Genomic DNA, 18,721 nt, shown 5'->3' on the forward strand with positions numbered 1-18,721 from the left:
CTCGGGCTCGGGCTCTGAGCATCTGGAGCTCTTGCTGTTTATTGCTCCAGCATGGCATCTTGCTCCGGCTGAGCGGGGATAAGCATGGCGAGGAATTTTTCGAGGCTGACAGGACGGCTGAACAGATAACCCTGGGCAAGATCACAACCATGCAGGAGCAGAAACTCCAGTTGGTCCTGGGTTTCAACGCCTTCGGCGATCACCTTGCGCTGCAGGTTTTTGGCCAGGTTGATGATCGTTCGGACTATCTCTTCATCATCCTTGTTGCCGGGTATGCCTGAGATGAAAGATTTGTCGATTTTAAGTGTCGAGATCGGCAGTTTCTGCAGCAGTGAGAAGGAGGAATAACCGGTCCCGAAATCATCCAGAGAAAACTCGACGCCAAGCGCGCTGAGTGACTCCATGCACTGACGGACATGCACCTCATCACTGAACAGAGCGGTTTCGGTCAGCTCAAACTCCAGCATGGTGGTGTCGATATTGTATTTGTGAATCAGACGCTCGATCGTGTTGGCCAGATAGCCATCCTGAAACTGGCGGAAGGAGAGGTTGACGCCGACATAACCGCGCAGGCCAGCATCACGCATCAGTTTCATATCCTTGCCGGCACGCTGGATGACCCAGTAACCGATCGGCACAATCAGGCCCGACTGCTCACAGACCGGGATAAACGTATCGGGTGTAATCAGGCCGCGAGTGGGATGGTGCCAGCGAATCAACGCTTCGGCGCCGACTATATCGCCCGTGTTGAGGTTGATGCGTGGCTGGTAATAGAGGCGGAACTCCTCCTGCTGCAAGGCCCGCCAAAGCTCGGGTTCCAGCGCGATGCTTGTACCGCCCTCCTTGTCCTGCTGTGGATCATAGATGGCGTAGCTGTGGCCGCGGAGCTTCTTGGCACGCAATCGCGCAAGTCCGGAAAAGCGGATCAGCGCATCAAACTCATGATGATGCACCGGAGCCTGTGCGATACCGATACTGCAACTGATGGTCGCTTCACGCTCATCGATCTGATAGCCGGGTATCATCGCTTCTATCAGTTGCTCGGTCATCTGCTGCGTGGCTTCCTGCAGAGAATCCTCCGGGCGAACAATCAGTATGATCGTGAATTCGTCACTGCCGATACGTGCCAGGTGTGAACCGCCCTGGCAACGGCGCAGACGTCGACTCAGCTCCAGTACAACGCGGTCACCGGCATCATGGCCCATATTGTTGTTGAAGGCGCTGAAGTTATCGATATCGATGGCAAACAGGGCAACCTTGAATCCCTGATCAAGCCGCTTCAGTGCGCTCTGCAACTGACTATAGAAATACTGTCGATTGCCGGTGCCTGTCAGTGGATCTGTCGTCTGAATCTCAAACAGCGCCTTGTGATTGCGCAGGTTTGCAGAGGCATAGCGCAGCACGCGGAAGAGTGTGGCAGCATCCAGTTGATCAAGGTTGAGATAATCATTCAGAGGGTGTTGCAGCAGGTACTCAAGACGCTCTGGCGTGTTCTGTTCCAGTAAAACTATCAGCGGAATTCCGTTATACTGCTCGCTGTGGTCAAGAGGTGTCTGGTCGGCCTTGTCTATGGCATTTTCATGCAGCAGCAGAATAGTTGGCTCTTGTTCTCTCAGGGTTGCGTCGGCGATATCAAGGGATGGAAACAACAGCAGATTACATGCAGGTGGCAGTAGTGCAGTCAGGCGCTGTATCGCCATGGCATCCGGGTCGATCAGCACGAGTCTGCAACCAGGATGTAAAAGGGCCTGCTCTACTGCTAGCATCTTGCCGGTTACCTCTGTAGGTTTGTCTGACCCGCTGTCGGATGGCGACCGGCAGGCTACAAGCTTAACGATAACTGAGTTTTAATGTCAGTGTATATTACCCTAGCCTAACATGTCACATATCTAATTCAAACAAACGTTTAAAAGCTGTTTGATGATCAATGCGGTGACGAATCTTGTTTGAGTGATGCATGATCTTTCCAAGCTTATCGGCTGATATCCAAAATTATTTAGGCCTGTAATAATTTATGAGTAAACTGAACCCACGGCAGAAAGATGCAGTGCATTATATCGGCGGCCCACTGCTGGTACTGGCAGGTGCCGGTTCGGGTAAAACCAGCGTGATCACCCGCAAGATTGCCTACCTTGTCAAAGAGTGTGATATCAGTGCCCGGCATATAGCGGCGGTTACCTTTACCAATAAAGCTGCCCGTGAAATGAAGGAGCGTGTCATGCAACTGTTGCAGGGGTGTGACAGCCGCGGTTTGACCGTATCTACTTTCCACAACCTTGGCCTCAACATTATCCGGCGCGAGCACAAAACGCTGGGCCTCAAGCCTGGATTCTCCATCTTCGATGACCAGGACAGCAAGGCGCTGTTGCGCGACCTGCTGCTGCACCATGATGAAGATGCTGAGCAGGTGGGTATGGTGCAGCACCAGATCTCCAGTTGGAAGAACGACATGCTGGAGCCGCATCAGGCGCTGGCCAAGGCGGCGCTTCCGGATGAGATACTGGCCGCCCGTGCCTACGAATCCTATGCGAAGTCCCTGCGCGCCTATAATGCCGTGGATTTTGATGACCTGATTCTGGTGCCGGTACGACTCTTTTCACAACATCCGGATGTGCTGACGCGTTGGCAGGGGCGGATACGTTACCTGCTGGTGGATGAGTATCAGGATACAAACCTGTCGCAGTATCGACTGGTCAGGCAGCTGGTCGGGCATCGCAATGCCCTTACGGTGGTGGGTGATGACGATCAGTCGATCTATGCCTGGCGTGGTGCACGGCCCGAGAATCTGGGGCAGTTGCAGGAGGACTTCCCCAGCCTCAAGGTGATCAAACTGGAGCAGAACTATCGTTCGACCGGTTGCATCCTCAAGGCAGCCAACACCCTGATCGATAACAACCCGCACGTGTTCGACAAAAAGCTCTGGAGCGACAAGGGCTTTGGCGAGCCGATCCGCATCATCTATAACCGCAATGATGAGACAGAGTCGGAGCGTATTGCCACCGAGATCATGGATCGTCATCTGCGTGAGAGGATCCCTTTTCGAGACTTTGCCGTGCTCTATCGGGGCAACCATCAGGCGCGTCTGCTGGAGATGAAGCTGCAGCATTTTCAGGTGCCTTACAAGATCAGCGGCGGTACCTCCTTCTTTGCCCGAGCTGAGATCAAGGATCTGATGGCCTATCTGCGGCTGCTGGTCAATCCTGCGGATGACAACGCGTTTCTGCGCATTGTGAACCTTCCACGCAGAGAGATAGGGCCCACCACGCTGCAGCATCTGGGTGAGTACGCCAGCTCACGCCTGATCAGTCTGTTCGACGCCTGTGACGAGATGGGGCTGGAGCAGGTGCTGCCGGCACAGGCGATTACCCGACTGCAACGCTTCTGTCGCTGGATGCAGCATCTGCTGAGACTGTGCCATGAGGGTGACCCGATCGCAGCGGTGCGCGAGATGATTCTGGATATGGACTACGAAGGCTGGATTCGACAGGGCAGCTCCAGTGACGTAGTGGCTGAGAAGCGGATGCAGAATGTCTGGTTTCTGGTTGAGTCACTCAAGGCGACACTGGAGCGGCTGCAGGAAGAAGACCCGGATGCCGGTATTCAGGAAGCGATAGCCCGTCTGCTGCTGCTTGATCTGCTGGATCGTCAGGAGGAAGAGGATGACTCGGACAGGGTACAACTGATGACGCTGCATGCTTCCAAGGGGTTGGAGTTTCCGCATGTGTTTCTGATGGGCATGGAGGAGGAGTTGCTGCCGCATCGAAACAGTATTGAGGGCGATACCATCGAGGAGGAGCGGCGCCTGGCCTATGTGGGTATCACCAGAGCCAGAGAAACACTGACCATGACGCTGGCCAAGAAGCGTAAGCAGTTTGGTGAATGGATAGACTGCGCGCCGAGTCGATTCCTTGATGAGCTACCGGCAGAAGATCTGGTCACGGAAGGCCTGGGGGAAAGCTCCCCAGAGATAAACAAGGCCCGTGGTCGGGCGACCATCAGTAGCCTCAAGGGCCTGCTGGACGACTTCTGAACTCTGTAATTTTTAAATTATGTAACAGAAAAAGGTCAGGCGATCGTATGACCGTCTGACCTTCGCAGTAACTGAAAAGGATCAGTCGTTAGCCAGCATGTACTCGACGGTGGCTTCGATCTCTTCATCAGAGCAGTCAGCGCAAGTGCCGCGTGCAGGCATGGCATTAATACCGTTGATGGCATTGGCCAGCAGGGTTTCCATGCCTTTTTCATTTTTCAGTGCAGACAACTGGCCGTCACCGAACTTGGGTGCACCCAGTACACCAGAACCATGGCAGGCAGCACAGCTGCGTGTGTAGATAGACTCACCGGTACGGCCAGCCGTTGCAGCGGCTGGGGCAGCAGCGGCAGCAGCAGTGCCGCAGGTTTCATCACCCTGCAGACAGATATTGCCATGAGGCTTGATGCGCTCAATGATCGCATCACGATCAGTAGCAGCATGAATCGAGCCGGCCAACACCAGACCCAGTCCCAGTGTGCACAGTGCGGATGCAGCTTTTGCAGCAAATTTGTTCACAGTCACGACCTCATCAATCATAAGAAAACCGGTAGCAGATTTACCTGTCCCGCTACCTGCGTCAGCCCAAGGCTTCAGGTGCAGACAAGGCTGCTCATATTTTGACTGGCGATTATACCGATTTAATAGCCATACGGAAATGCGGCATTTCAGATCTTATTCGCCAGGACTTGGCAAAATGATCATACCTGCGTAAGATTAGCGCCCTGTAACACCAGCCTACGCGCCCGTAGCTCAGCTGGATAGAGTAGCAGGTTCCGATCCTGTTGGTCGGGGGTTCGAATCCCTCCGGGCGCGCCATCTTGCTTATCCCCTCTTTTGTCTTTTTACTTCAGCCTTGTTTCTGAAGCTTAGTGCAGGGCGTGATCAGTTGTCAGTTAGTGGCAATGAACTACACCTGTGCTGTTATCCATATGGCAGCACTGTCCAGGTGGAGAGCTTTTGCGACAACCACCCCCATGTGCAAATGCAAGGCTGCTGCTGAAAAGCAGAATTAACGCTAAAGCTAGTAACTTTTTCACGTGTTTTCCTTCGTGATGATTTTCATCAAAACCCATTAAAGTTAGGGCATTTATTCAATGTTCCAGTGCTTTAACTTAAGCTATCAATATTTAGTGGTGTTACTGGCTTGAAAATACCTGTCTTGGTCATGTTACGAGCAAACGTAAAGTGATCAAATAACGTGACAGGTTCAGACTCATTCCATGAACCAAAATCCAGCTTCTCCCATTCGTCTCGATGAACTATAACGCTATAGAGATAAACGTCGTCTTCGTCACTTTGAGTATAGGCTGAAATCACACATGCATTGACTGGAGGTAAATGATTGAAGATCAAACCTGCAATGCGAAGAGCAACACCATGAGCATAATCACGATACATTCCTCGTCGCTTGGTTGTATTGCTCCGTGAGCGTGAGATTTTTAATTGTCGTCCAGGTACTTTGTATTCAATATCAGGAAATTGATCTTCAGTGGGCAGGTCTATGTCTATAGCAACGGTGCTTGAATCATCGCCAAAGTCAAAATCTATCAGCGTTTCTATAGGCCATTCAATATCAGATAGATAATACTCAAGTACCGCAGCTAGTGCGTCTTGGCTTTCAAAAATATCTTCTGTTTCAAGCTTTTTGCGCTTTTCTTCTAACTCAAAGTGTTTCTTTTTTTCAGAGTTCCAGCGCTTGAGTGCCGCTATGTTTTCTTTCTCAATTAATTGATTTAACTCAGTTATACGGCGTTTTTGAGGCGGCCAAATGAATCCTAAAAGCCCATAACTTAGCGGTTTTGACTGAGAAGGCTTAGGGTTTTCAAATGGTCTAGGTTCATAGTTTGGATGGTTAGAGGCAGGTAACGTACCTTTGTGGATATTTTTAAGCTCTTCTAGGCTGCTATTCATCACTTCACAATGGGATACAAGGGCATTTCTTATTGTGTCACCAAGGTACTTTCTGATGACGCTTAGCTCACTATCATTGAAGGCCTCTCCATGCATTCCTTGAATCGTGACGTCACCGTCAGACTCTACAAATACTCTGACAGCAAGTTCATTACCAGCTTCAAGATAGTTCTTCAAATGTGTGGCAGGGGTTGGCTGCCGGCGACTTTCATGTTTGTTCAATTTACTACGATAGGACAAGCCTGTTCCGGGTAGGCCAAGATTTCCATAAAGGCCTCGTTTTCCTGCGCTGACAGTCGCACCTTTGACTCCAGCAGATAAGCCCACACCAGACTTGCTGAGGTTTAGGTTTAAACCTGGTGCAATACGTATTCGGCGTTGAAATCTGAATGACATAATGTTCCCTGTCGATTACTGTGTTTTTGAGTTGCCGTTACATTTTTGAATAGCATCGCTAAACGCCGAGGCCAAAATACCAGTTGGAATAGCTATCATGCCTATACCAGTGAGCGCCGTCAGACCTGCAAAAAATTTACCTGTGGCTGTAATGGGTGTGACATCGCCGTACCCTACTGTTGTTAAGGTAGCAATGCTCCACCAGAGAGCGCGTGGAATGCTGCCAAAATCATCAGGTTGAGATGATCCTTCCAGGAGATATAGACAGGTTCCGGAAAATAACAACAAAAAAATTGCTGCACATAAGCTGATCGTGAGTTCATATGACCTTGAACGCATCGCTTCAATAATCGCATCGACAGCTCTTGTGAATCTTCCAATACGTGCGAGCCTCAGTAGTCGAAGAATTCTGAAAAGCCTTAGTAAAAATCCATTATAAGAACCGAGCGTCAGGATAAAGGGTAGTATCGCCAATAGATCAATTATTGACCAAATGCTAAAGATGTAGCGGATTCGACCAGTAAAACCCCTGTACACCTCTCGTTCACCAGCAGCATAAACACGAAAAATGTACTCAACTGAAAACAGCGCTGCAAAGAACCACTCAGCATAGATAAACAAGCTGGGACTTAGGCTTCGAACAGTGGATTCAGTTTCAAGGATGGCAACGATGACAGCCACAAATATGATGGCAATAATGACCTTGTTAAGCATAGAAAGGCCATTCGTTTTAGCTGTAGGGTCTAATTGCTCATATACTTGGTAGCGAAATGATTTTTTGATTATCTGATCCATGATTAGCCTTCATGCTGAGCGTGGTGCCTGGAGTGTCTAACCTACTCAGTTTAGCAAGATAGAACATCAGGAGCGCTCAGTGAAGCCCTTCGTTAGTGGTCATCCCATCTGCACTACCAGCGCCAGCACTGCTGTAATTACTGTACCGGTCACAATCTGATCACACTGGGCGGCATTTTCACCCGACACCGCGTGACCGCTCTCCTAGAATCGTCATCATCTTAACAACTTGATTATGATTTGTCGGAGCAGGCGATGACAACAGTCAGAAAGTTACGCAGCAAGTGGTGGGCGCAGGTTCGGGTTAAAGGACATAAGCCGCAAGCCAAGTCCTTCACGCTCAAGTCTGATGCACTGGCATGGGCACGTCTGGTTGATGCTTAGATTCAGCCTGGTGTGTTTATCGAAACGGCTATGGTTGATGCGCTTCACTGGTGAAGTGGCGGTCCAGGTAATTGAAACTAAGAGGGTAGAATCAGGGGGGCAGCTGGGCGCTTGACACCAAAGTGAAATGGTAGCTTATACTTCTTGTGGTCTCGTCCTATTGGCAAGATAGCCTCGCTATCAAGGGTGGTTTTACAGGTGTTAATGACTAGTAAAACTGATTATTGAATATGCTCTACTGGACTGCTTGAAGCGTTACTGTTTCAGTCCAATACATCGGTGAGGATTAGCTGAAAGCCTTGATTGCGAGCATGTGTAAATAGAATTAAGGGTCTTATTACAATATTACAATCGATTACATCTGAACATTGCAGGAGTGACGTTATAAAACGCTGGATAACAGAGCAGTTTAAGCACATAAAACCAAGAGCGCTTTCACCTAAGCAAGATGTTGATGCGTTGCGGGAAGCGCTGCTCGATAATATTGTGTTGCTGATAGCCTGGTCGATGCTGATTGGTATCGGTCTGTCGTCATTGCGTGCTGTTACTATGGGTTGGCAGCCGTTCATGTGGTTGCACCTGTTTTTAGTGGCAGGCGTTTGGGGACTGGTGTTCGTGAGGCGCTTCATAGCCTACCGTGTCCGCTGTCTTTTGTTATTGGGTTTCATTTTTTCCGGTGGACTAGCTGGTTATATCGGATTGGGTCCTGCGGCTGATGCGAAGGTTGCGTTTGTGTTCGTTACCTTTATTGCCGCCTTGCTTCTTCCCTTGCGTTGGATGTTGATGATTTGGGGATTACAGGGCATATGCTTGATACTGATTGGCATCGCGTGGGTATCGGGCACACTGACATTCAAACTCAGCTTTCATGACTATGCAGCAGATCCGTTAGTCTGGGCCACCGGAGTCTGGACGATTCTGGTGTACAGCTGTGTGATCGCCTATGTCGCCTTTTCCACCATAGACTTACTGAAACGTAAAACGATTCAGGTTGAGGAGCAAGCTGAGCATACTCAAACTATTCTGGACACCTTGTTAGACGGCATCATGACCATTGACGCTGCTGGTATAATTCAATATTCCAACCCCGCAGCACAGCGCTGCTTCGGCTACCAGCCCGAAGAGTTAATTGGGCAGAATGTCAGCATGTTAATGCCCAGCCCGCATAGCGAAGCTGACAACAGTGACTTGTTCAACTATCAGACCACCGAAGTAGGGCCGATCATAGGCAGAGAGGTAGAAGGCTTACGATCTGATGGACACCTGTTTCCGCTGGAGTTGACTGTGACTGAAATAACCCATATCGGAAAGCTTGAGTATCTTTGCATCCTAAGAGATATCAGTGAGAGAAAGCGCATTGAGCGCATGAAAAACGAATTTATCGCCACAGTAAGTCATGAATTACGAACCCCCATGACGGCTATTTCTGGTGCGTTAGGTTTGATTAGCGGTGGCATCTTTGGCATCTTGCCGGACAAAGCTGCCGAGATGATAAACATTGCCAACCAAAACAGTAAGCGCCTGACGTATCTAATCAATGACTTGCTCGATTTCGAGAAAATGGCCGCCGGGCAAATGCAATACCAGTTCGAGCAGCAGCCTTTAACACCCTTGCTCGAACAAGCTATTGCCGCGCACAGCACGTATGAGAAAAAGCAAACCATACATCTGAGGCTTCTCTCGCTAAATCAGCCAATCGAAGTCAATGTAGATGGACAGCGATTGATGCAGGTACTCGCCAACTTGCTGTCTAATGCGATTAAATTTTCGCCCCCCGATGGCATCGTCACTTTGGCTGCAGAGCTGACCGGTCAGACGGTTCGAGTTAGCGTTAGCGATCAAGGACCGGGCGTTTCCAGAGCATTCCAGACTCGGCTTTTTGAACGATTCAGTCAAGCTGATGGTTCTAATACTCGCCCAAAAGGCGGTACCGGTTTAGGATTGGCCATTTCCCGCGAATTGATATTGGCAATGGGCGGCAGTATCGGATACCAGGATGCGCCAGGCCAAGGTGCGTGTTTTTGGTTTGAATTGCCTATTATCATCGTGCCCTTGTCTAGATCCTGATTTACGCATTTAGCCATGGATTGTTTAGTTCGTGTCAGATTTGGTGACTGCTTTGGGCAAAGTGTCCAGATGGTAGAGGAGTTGCAACTGCCCTTACTGGGGCGCATCTTTCTGGATGGCTCAACGTTCCAGGAAAATACTTCCGGATTACATCCAGTTAACTGCTCCGTCGCCGATGCACCGTTGGCGTCACCCCAAACCGTCTCTTGAAGCATTTACTCAGATATCCCACATCCGGCATACCCACCTCTTCGGCCAGTTGTGCCAGATGATGATGGGTATGCTGCAGGCGCCAGGCCAGATGTTGCAGGCGCATCTCCTGCCAGTGAGCACGGGCTGTGCAGTTGAAGCGGCTCATGAAGAGTCGATCCAGCTGGCGTCTGCCGACGCCGACCTGTGCCGCCAGTTTATCCATATTCATGGGAGTACCCAGATATTGCCGCATCAGGGCCAGTGCCCTGATCAGATGGCGGTTGGCATCCGGTTCTGGTTGCAGAGATTTGAGACGGTGCCCTGTGTCCCGGGTTTCATCTACCAGCATATCGGCCAGCCCTTTCAGGGCGCGCTCGCGGCCACAGTGGCGGCTGATCAGTTCGGTGGCGAGGTCGATGGCGGCGCTGCCCCCTGCGCAACTGATGCGCTGGCCATCCAGCAGGTAGAGGTGCTCGGTGGTCATACTGATGCTGGAGAAGTGGGTGGCAAATTCGTGTGCGTGGCGCCAATGCACGGCCACGCGATGTCTGTGCAGGAGTCCGGCTTCGGCCAGCATGAAGCAGGCATTATCGATACTGACCAGGCTCAGCCCATGGGCGCTGGCCCTGCGCAGCAGTGGATGATAGCTGGGTGTCAGGTGGCGAGTCTGCTCGGCCTCGCGTGCTCCGAAGATAACCAGATACTGGTAGTCTGACCAGTTCAGATCAGAGGGGACAGTCTGAACCCGGATCTCGGCACCACAACTGGCGATGATGGTTTCATCGGCTTCACGGCCGAGTATCTGCCAACGGCAGTAACGCTGGCGGCTGAGGTCCTCATCGTCGGCCGAGAAGCGCAGCTTATCGAGAAAGCCGCCGAAGGGCAGCAGGGCAAATCCCGGCAGGGGGAGCAGCAGAAAACCGACATCCGGTGTGTGCATCATGACTCCTTATGTCCAGATATTACTCTATAATGTCTTGTTTTTATCAATACGGATACCCGTCAGAGGATCATAATGCGCTCATTACCTTCAGGAGCGTGACATGACTCTGGAAATCTGGCTTATCTATCTGGTGGCCACACTTGGCTTATCTCTTACCCCCGGCCCCAATGGGCTGCTGGCACTGACTCATGGTGCGATGCATGGCCCGACCCGAACGCTGGCCACCATCGCCGGTGGCGCTCTGGGCTTTGCGGCTGTCATCGGCCTGTCGATGTTCGGTATCGCGTCGCTGTTGAGCCTTGCAAGTGAGTTGTTGCTGGTGATGAAGATTGTCGGTGGGCTTTATCTGGTCTGGTTGGGCATTCAGGTGTGGCGCGCACCAGCGCCGGGCGGTGGCATTGATACACAGATGGTCAGGGTGAGTGGCTGGAGCATGGCGCGACAGGGGTTTCTGGCTGCACTGGCGAACCCCAAGGCGATTCTGTTTTTTGCCGCCTTCCTGCCGCAGTTTATCAACCCTGAGGCAGATCTCCTGTTGCAGTTTGTCATCATGGCGGCCACCTTCGTGGTGGTGGAGTGCCTGACCGAGCTGCTGATCGCTGGCTCTGCCAGCCGGGTATCGGGCTGGCTGGGGCGCTGTGGCAAGGGTTTCAACCGTGTCTGCGGCAGCCTTTTCATGCTGATTGGTGCGTGGTTACCTCTGAGCAGCTGAAGTGCTGCGAAGAGGGGCGTGGAGGCTACAGTTAACTGCGCACAAGCCGGGTGAAAATTGTGTGGGTGACGAAATTCCGGTTGTTGAAATGCACGGCTTCGGTGATCATTGCGTTTTATCAGCAATCACTGATTAACGGCTTACGATGATGACAACAAAGCTCAACCCTTGGTGGATCGTAATGGCTGCGGCCGTCGTGCTGGCCTACAGTATGGGGGTCAGGCTGGCGCTGGGCTTGCTGGTGCCGGATATCAGCCAGGGGTTGGGTGTCACTGTTTCTGAGCTGTCATTGGGTTTTGCGATCCAGAACCTGCTCTGGGGGGCGGTATCGCCTGTAGCCGGTGCGCTGGCAGAGCGCTATGGCACGGCAAAGGTGCTGCTGTTCGGGGCGTTTCTCTATTTTGCCGGGTTGGTAGCAGCGGCTGTTTCACAAAGTGGTACTCTGTTCTTTATCGGTAATGCCTTGCTGATCGGCGTGGGCGTAGGGGCTACCACCTTTCCGATAGTGCTGGCTGCTGTGGGTAAGCGCTTTCCGGCCAACAAGCGCACGCTGGCACTCGGTGTGGCCAGCGCAGGTGGCTCACTGGGGCAGTTCCTGTATGCCATTGTGCTTGGTTACTATGCGCCGTCTCAGGGCTGGGCCAATACCTTCATGCTGTTTGCTTCCACCACGGTGCTGATCCTTGCGATGATCTGGTTGTTAAGGGATCAGGAAAAGCCGGCACCGGAGAAGGATGCTCCCCCATTGCGTATTTTTGACTGGCAGGCGATAGGCCAGGCGATGAGGCTCCGTGAGTACCAGTTGTTGAATATCGGGTTCTTCGTGTGCGGCTTTCATATTGCGTTTATTTCGGTGCATATGGCGGGTCTGGTTGCCTATTGCGGGTTGCTGCCCGGTGTGGCCGCCGACTCGCTGGCGCTGATCGGTCTGATGAATATTGTCGGCGTGATCGTGGTCGGTTGGGCGGGTGATCGCTGGCATAAGCCCTGGTTGCTGGTATGGATCTATGGGCTGCGTGGGTGTCTGATTCTGATGCTGTTGATGGTGCCGATCACGGATCAGGTGCTGTATCTCTTTGCGGGGATCATGGGGATGCTGTGGCTATCCACCGTACCGCTGACCAGTGGTGCGATTGCGCAGTTGTTCGGTACCAGAAATCTCGCATCGCTATTCGGCATTGTGATGTTCAGTCATCAGATAGGTGCTTTTTTCGGTAGCTGGTGGGCGGGGCTGACATTTGAATGGTACGGCTCTTATGATGTGGCGCTGATTGCCAGTGCTCTGCTGGCCTTGTTGGCGGCGGTTGTGCATCTGCCGATGACGCCGCGGCGTATGGCTAAGCTGGCTTATCAGGAACAGGCGGTCTGAGCGTATTATGGCGTATTGGTTGTTGATGGCATGTACTGAAATCCGGTACTCAGGCGTGAGTCAAGGTCGGCCCGTGACAGGGGACGGCTGAACAGATAGCCTTGAAACGCTTCACAACCCAGTTCAATAAGGGCGATGCGCTGCTCTTCAGTCTCGACGCCTTCGGCGATAACTTTTACATCAAGACTCTGACCCAATGCTACGACTGTACGTACGATCGCAGCATCGTTGGGGTCGGTCAACAGATCGCGGACAAAGCCCTGGTCGATCTTGAGCTGATCCAGGGGCAGTCTTTTCAGTGCACTCAAAGAGGAGTAACCGGTGCCGAAGTCATCCAGCGAAAAGTGCACACCACGTTCTTTTAGGTGGTTCATCTTGGCAATCGCCTGCTCAACATCCTGTATCAGCAGGCTTTCGGTCAGCTCCAGCTCCAGGAGGTTGGCATCGGCTCCGGTCTGATCCAGTATATTCAGTACATCTTCGACAAAACCGGGGTCATGCATCTGTCGGGCGCTGACATTGACCGCCACGCGAAGGTGGGCAGTATGCTCCTGCCTGGACCAGTGCACCAGTTGCTCGCAGGCGGTCCGCAGTATCCAGCGCCCGAGAGGTATAATCAGCCCGGTGGCTTCTGCGGTGGGTATGAAGGCTGCCGGTGAGATCATCCCCTGTTGCGAGTGGTTCCAGCGTATCAGCGCTTCCACTCCCAACAGCCTGCCCTGACGATTCAACTGAGGCTGGTAATGCAGCTCAAACTGGTGCTCTGCCAGCGCCTGCCTGAGGCCATTCTCCATCTCTGATCGTTGCTCCAGCTGTTCACGCATGACAGGGTCGAAAAGTCGCAACTGGTTGCGCCCGGCACTCTTGGCTTCATACATTGCCAGTTCGGCGCATTTGAGCACCTCATTGCTGTTATTCCAGGCGTCGGAGAAGAGTGTAGCCCCAATGCTGGCTGTGCCACTGTAGAGTTTTTGCTGCAGCATGAAAGGCTCTTGCAGGTCTTGCAGGATCTGAGCTGCAATATGTTCGACCTGAAGGTGAGCACGTTCGCGGCGGTCATCCAACCCCTCCAGCAGCAGTGCAAACTCATCGCCGCCGATACGGGCGAGCGTATCACCCTCTCGCAGATGCTTTGACAGGCGCTGCGCAACAGTATTGAGAAAAATATCGCCAGAGTGATGGCCCAGGGTGTCGTTCAGGTTGCGGAAGTTATCCAGGTCGATAAACAGGATGGCGCCATCCTGGCTTTTGCGGATGCAGGTCGCCATGGAGTGCAGCATTCGCTCCTGCAGCAGTCGTCTGTTGGGGAGTCCGGTCAGGTTGTCAAAGAATGCCAGTTGGTGAATTTCCTGCTCTTGCTGCCTTTTCTCGGTGATGTCTGTCGAAACACCACATAAAGCATAAATAGTGCCATCAGGATGGCGTAGCGGGAGTTTTACCGACAGGAAGAATCTAGGTGAGCTTTCTCCCGGCAACTGGTTTCGTTCCTCTTCCACAACACGCTCACCCTCCTCAATAACCAGGCGATCGTTTTCCCGTAATTGGCTGGCTGTGTCGGCATCGAAAAAATCCGTATCCTGTTTACCCAGCACCTCCTCCTCACTGACGCCAAACAGCGCACATACTTTGGGGCTGGCATATTGATAGCTGTAATCCAGCCCCTTGATATAGATATAGGCCTCGACATTGCCAAGGATCGCTGCAAGGCGTTGCTCGCTAGACTGCAGTGCATGTGTTTTCTGGCGCACCTGAAATCGCAACAGAAGTGTGAATCCCATTGCCATCAACAGCAGAAGGGTTAATAGCGCAATGCCTGCCAGAATCCACTGAGGCAGTGTTGAGTCACTCATGCCAGCGTTCCAGCGTTTTATGACCTGATAGTAGGGGGAGGCAGTATCGACACGCCACGCATCAAGATACCGATCAATCCGATCCAGTACCTGTTGGTGCTGCCCCAGTGGGGCAACATAGAAGAGCCGTGCCGGCTGGAACATGATGCTGGTCGGCAGCAGATTGTAGTCAGGGGCGTGATAGTCGCCGAACTGATGATTGGCCACCATGACATCGGCATCACCACGGGCAATGCTGGCCAGCACCTCCTGATTGCTGGAGATGGTCACGAAGCTCAGGTCGATATCGAAGCCAGTAACCAGTGACTGCAGATACTCAAGCTGGATGGAGCCATCCAGTACCGCGATGCGCTTCCCATCCAGATCCAGCACCGACTCGATAACAACATCGCCACGGCGATAGATCTGTGACCAGCTATGCAATGAAGGGATTGTATGAAAAGCCATCTCCTGACGCCGACTTTCGTTCTCGGCAACATCGGGTAGCAGATCCAATCGACCCTCTTGTATTGCCTCAAGACAGGCTTCCCACTCACAGGGCACTGCTGTGAGCTGCCAGTTTTCGCGCTGTGCAATCTCGACCAGCAGATCCCCTAGAATACCGGAGGGTTGCCCGGACTGACCAAGCAGGACTTTGGGCTCATTTTCATAGATACCCACCTTCAGTTCGATTGGCTCTGAGTGAACTGAAGGTGCAGTAAATAGCGTAACAGCCAGCAGCATCCTGCTGAGAGACCGGATCATGCACCAATTGCTCCTGCTATCTGAGCTTCGTTATTTAATTTAATAACATACCCCCAAGGAGGCTGCATCTGATTTTTCCTCTCAGGGAACAGTAATTATCCATCAGGAAAACGTAATGAGAATTAGTTTTACCGTGCATAAAATATAAGCAGCTTCTAATGAAACTGATCTTTACACTATAATGTCCCTGCAAAAAGTGTATGAAAAAAATTCAACTAAGCCAATGGGGAAGTCTCATGCTTTCAAATCTGTCTGTTTTTACACGCTTGATGATGTTGAGCGTTATCCCATTGCTCGCACTTATATTGAGTATTGTCGTCGCTCTTGGTGATATGAAAGTACTCAGCAACAACACGGATGCCTTGTTTGTGGACAGAGTTGTTCCGTTACGTGATCTTAAAGTGACAGCCGATTCCTACTCAATCGTAGCGGTGGATGCTTTTCAGAAATACCGGGCGGGTACGATAGATCTGCCCGCCTTGAATGCTGAGCTCAGTCGAGCCAGCGAGCAGGGTGATCCTGCCTGGCAGCGCTTTTTGACGACCCAGATGGATCATCGTGAGCGGCAGCTAGCGGATGAGGTAGAGCGTATTCGAGTCGCTGTTTTGCGTGTTCAGGAGAGTTTGCAGCGCCGCGCATCCAGTGGAGAGTTACAACTGATGGATCTATCGGCCTTCAATAATGAACTCTTTGGTGCGTATGAGCCACTGGCTGAGGCGATTAATGAATTGATAGAGCTGCAGTTGGAGGAGGCAGAAAATCTGAGGGCCTTTGCTGAGCGACAGTATCAGAAGGATCAGCTGCTGTTTACGGTTGTCGGAGTAGTGGTGACGCTTGCAATTGCTTTGCTGGCGCTGATGATCTTGCGCTCGATTCAGCAGCCCATCAATCAGCTTGCAGCGTCCATGCAGCAGATCGCAACATACTCGGATCTTACAGAGCGTGTACCGGTCAAGGGTAAAGATGAAATAGCACGGCTCAGCGGACAGTTTAATCAGATGATGGATCACTTTCAGTCATTGATAAAGAATATGTCTGGTGCGACTCATCAGTTGGCTGCTGCTGCCGAGGAGATGAGTGCCATCAGCCATCAGGTCAGTGGTACGGCTCAGGAGCAGGAGCAGCAGACGACCATGATAGCAACTGCGATTAACGAAATGACTGCGGCAATCTCAGAGGTGGCAGCGAATGCTCAGAATGCCTCTTTCAGTGCCGAGCAGGCCAATGAGCAGAGCCGCCAGGGTCTTGAGCGCTCGCGTAACTCGGTCAGATCAATAGAGGCGCTGGCAGGCAGCATTGATGAGTCTGCTGGCCATATTCAGGATCTTGGTGATCAGATTCAGAAGATCACAGAGGTTCTGGAAGTGATTGAGACTATTGCCGGGCAAACCAATCTGCTGGCGCTGAATGCGGCCATTGAGGCGGCCAGGGCTGGTGATGCAGGACGCGGATTCAGCGTGGTGGCAGATGAGGTAAGGCATCTGGCGGCTAATACCCAGCAGGCAACCGAACGTATTCAGAATACGATAGTGTCGCTGCAGGCATTAGCACATAAAGTGATTGAAGAGATGCAGCAGTCAATTCAGCGTGCTCAGGCAGGTGTGGCTTCGGCCAGAGAGAATGGTGATGCTTTTGAGGTCGTTGGAGCATCGGTGGGCGCTATCGCGGATATGAATGTTCAGATCTCAACTGCAACCGAGGAGCAAACTGCGGTTGCCAATGAGATAAACGAGAACGTCACATCTGTTTCTCGCAGTGTCAGTGAGGTTGTCAGTGGCGCGGAGCAGACGTCACAGGCCAGCCAGCAGCTGGCTGAACTGGCTCAGCAACTGCAGCGTGAGGTTGAGCGTTTTAAAACCTGATCAGTCGTTTTCCCAGACTTCACGAAGGGGCTCGCCAAAGTCATCATAAAGAATCTTCTTGCGAGGCTTCTTGACGGGTGGCTTGAGTTTTTTCGTGCCGGCCTGGCGTCTCGCATCCAGTGCGGCCATCACTTCGGGAATGGGGGTGCGAGGCTGAGGTGGTTGCGGGCTGAAAACCGGTGCCGGCAGTGGTGCGCCATCGGCGAGGCCAGTACAGCCTGATTGCACGGACAGAATCCGGCCTCCCTCCGACAGGTATCGCTGCATATCACGCTCAAGCTCGCGTCTTATTTCGGCTTTTGTGGGACGTTTTGCCATGGTGTTCAATCAGTATCAAAGCCGGCATCTGTTGTCAGATGCCGGGCGAGGGTTGCATCAATCTGCAATGTGGATGACCAGATTACCCAGAGCACCGGGTTTGAGTACATCCTGATGTGCTTTGGGCAGTTCGGTCAGCGCGTAGGTGGTGCGTATCACAGGTTCCAGCATCCGGCTGGCCAGCAGTGGATACAGAGACTGACCTATCTGTCGCAGTTCTGGCGCGCTGACATTGAATAACGCCATACCCATGACAGAAGCATCTCGTGCCATCAGATCACGCGGATTGATCTCGATGGTGCCACGATTACCAACCACGACGACACGTCCCTTGGGTGCCAGCGCCTTGAGGTCTCTGTCCAGATTGACATTTGCCAGCATCTCGATGATCAGGTTAAAGCCGTTACCGGGCTGCTGCCACTGGGCAAGATGTTCCGCATCATTGTGATTGATCACCTGTGCAACCCCTTGCTGTTTCAGCAGTGCCTCGCCTTCAACCGTGCCGGCACTGGCAATCACTTTCAGGCCCGATGCTGCTGCCAGTTGCACACAGGCGATGCCAACAGCGCCGGTTGCGCCATGAATCAGTACGGTTTCACCCGCCTGTGCCTGACCACGGCCGAACAGTGCACGATGGGCCGTTGTATAGGGCACACCCAGACATGCGCCTTCGTCATAACTGATGGCATCCGGCAGGGCAAAGGTGGTTGCCGGGTCCAGCAGGGCATACTCGGCAGATGAACCTGTCAGAGTGCGGCTGAAGTAGACGCGGTCACCAGGCTTGAAGTCCTTGACCAGCTTGCCGACAGCAACCACCTCTCCGGCACCGTCCATGCCGGGTGTATGAGGAAAGTTAGCGGTATAGTTATTGATGCCGGCACGAATATAGGTGTCCACCGGGTTGACCCCTGCGGCCTTGACGGCAACCAGTATCTGTTCATCTGCGGCAACTGGCTGCTCAACCTCTTCCAGATTCAATAGATCCACATCACCATGCTGGTGGCTACGCATCGCTTTCATGTCTTAACGCTCTCGTCAGGGTTGAATGTCAGGGTTAAACACTACAGGGTAGTCTTCCGGCAGGCGGCTGGCAACAGCCGGATATTAGCAATGAAATATTTGAATAGCGCCGCTTCGCTGATCTC

General features: G+C 52.3%; 14 protein-coding genes and 1 tRNA gene. 7 read left to right on the plus strand and 8 right to left on the minus strand.

Going from position 1 to position 18,721, the window contains the following annotated elements:
• Positions 1–38: 38 nt before the first annotated feature.
• The gene (locus tag F7R27_RS00260; RefSeq protein WP_151702223.1) at positions 39–1,766 is read right to left on the minus strand and encodes a putative bifunctional diguanylate cyclase/phosphodiesterase; all 1,728 of its coding nucleotides are present in this window, start codon (positions 1,764–1,766) and stop codon (positions 39–41) included.
• A gap of 248 nt (positions 1,767–2,014) precedes the next feature.
• Between F7R27_RS00260 and rep the strand changes: the two genes are divergently transcribed.
• Positions 2,015–4,030: a DNA helicase Rep gene (gene rep, locus F7R27_RS00265; protein WP_151702224.1), complete on the plus strand. Its 2,016-nt coding sequence runs from the start codon at positions 2,015–2,017 to the stop codon at positions 4,028–4,030.
• Positions 4,031–4,111: 81 nt separating this feature from the next.
• Here rep and F7R27_RS00270 read toward each other — a convergent pair whose 3' ends face one another.
• A complete protein-coding gene (locus F7R27_RS00270; protein ID WP_151702225.1) occupies positions 4,112–4,549 on the minus strand; it encodes a c-type cytochrome in 438 nt (145 codons plus the stop codon).
• A gap of 223 nt (positions 4,550–4,772) precedes the next feature.
• Here F7R27_RS00270 and F7R27_RS00275 point away from each other — a divergent pair.
• Positions 4,773–4,849, plus strand: a tRNA-Arg gene (locus F7R27_RS00275).
• A 291-nt stretch (positions 4,850–5,140) separates the two neighbouring features.
• On the opposite strand, the gene F7R27_RS00280 is transcribed toward F7R27_RS00275, so the two are convergent.
• A complete protein-coding gene (locus tag F7R27_RS00280) occupies positions 5,141–6,340 on the minus strand; it encodes a DUF4236 domain-containing protein (RefSeq protein WP_151702226.1) in 1,200 nt (399 codons plus the stop codon).
• Between the two features lie 15 nt (positions 6,341–6,355).
• Positions 6,356–7,135 (minus strand): ion transporter, encoded by a 780-nt coding sequence (locus tag F7R27_RS00285; protein WP_151702227.1) that lies wholly within the window; start codon positions 7,133–7,135, stop codon positions 6,356–6,358.
• 255 nt (positions 7,136–7,390) lie between these two features.
• On the opposite strand from F7R27_RS00285, the gene F7R27_RS18885 reads away from it, so the two are divergent.
• Together F7R27_RS18885 and F7R27_RS00290 are read left to right on the plus strand one after the other, a co-directional pair.
• Positions 7,391–7,519 carry a hypothetical protein gene (locus tag F7R27_RS18885; protein WP_276612550.1) on the plus strand — a complete coding sequence of 43 codons (129 nt, stop codon included), beginning with the start codon at positions 7,391–7,393 and terminating at the stop codon, positions 7,517–7,519.
• 459 nt (positions 7,520–7,978) lie between these two features.
• Positions 7,979–9,586, plus strand: a complete 1,608-nt coding sequence (locus F7R27_RS00290) for a sensor histidine kinase (RefSeq protein ID WP_151702228.1) — start codon at positions 7,979–7,981, stop codon at positions 9,584–9,586.
• A 157-nt stretch (positions 9,587–9,743) separates the two neighbouring features.
• Here the strand turns inward: F7R27_RS00290 and F7R27_RS00295 are convergent, their stop codons facing one another.
• On the minus strand, positions 9,744–10,718 hold the full coding sequence (locus F7R27_RS00295) for a GlxA family transcriptional regulator (RefSeq protein WP_240776150.1): 975 nt from the start codon (positions 10,716–10,718) through the stop codon (positions 9,744–9,746).
• Between the two features lie 103 nt (positions 10,719–10,821).
• On the opposite strand from F7R27_RS00295, the gene F7R27_RS00300 reads away from it, so the two are divergent.
• Together F7R27_RS00300 and F7R27_RS00305 are read left to right on the plus strand one after the other, a co-directional pair.
• The gene (locus tag F7R27_RS00300; protein ID WP_151702230.1) at positions 10,822–11,433 is read left to right on the plus strand and encodes a LysE family translocator; all 612 of its coding nucleotides are present in this window, start codon (positions 10,822–10,824) and stop codon (positions 11,431–11,433) included.
• Positions 11,434–11,581: 148 nt separating this feature from the next.
• Positions 11,582–12,802: an MFS transporter gene (locus tag F7R27_RS00305; protein ID WP_168927387.1), complete on the plus strand. Its 1,221-nt coding sequence runs from the start codon at positions 11,582–11,584 to the stop codon at positions 12,800–12,802.
• A gap of 5 nt (positions 12,803–12,807) precedes the next feature.
• Here F7R27_RS00305 and F7R27_RS00310 read toward each other — a convergent pair whose 3' ends face one another.
• Complete coding sequence (locus tag F7R27_RS00310; protein WP_240776151.1) at positions 12,808–15,396, minus strand: EAL domain-containing protein; 2,589 nt, start codon at positions 15,394–15,396, stop codon at positions 12,808–12,810.
• Between the two features lie 236 nt (positions 15,397–15,632).
• On the opposite strand from F7R27_RS00310, the gene F7R27_RS00315 reads away from it, so the two are divergent.
• Positions 15,633–17,258 carry a methyl-accepting chemotaxis protein gene (locus tag F7R27_RS00315; RefSeq protein WP_168927388.1) on the plus strand — a complete coding sequence of 542 codons (1,626 nt, stop codon included), beginning with the start codon at positions 15,633–15,635 and terminating at the stop codon, positions 17,256–17,258.
• On the opposite strand, the gene F7R27_RS00320 is transcribed toward F7R27_RS00315, so the two are convergent.
• Positions 17,259–17,576, minus strand: coding sequence for a hypothetical protein (locus F7R27_RS00320; protein ID WP_151702233.1), 318 nt, complete (start codon positions 17,574–17,576; stop codon positions 17,259–17,261). It lies immediately after the preceding gene.
• A gap of 57 nt (positions 17,577–17,633) precedes the next feature.
• Entirely contained in the window at positions 17,634–18,596 is a 963-nt protein-coding gene (locus F7R27_RS00325) for an NADPH:quinone reductase (protein ID WP_151702234.1), read from the minus strand.
• Between the last annotated feature and the right edge of the window lie 125 nt (positions 18,597–18,721).

Origin of the sequence: Nitrincola alkalilacustris (genome assembly GCF_008973755.1) — a bacterium.
In the GTDB taxonomy this organism is placed as follows: Bacteria; Pseudomonadota; Gammaproteobacteria; order Pseudomonadales; family Balneatricaceae; genus Nitrincola; species Nitrincola alkalilacustris.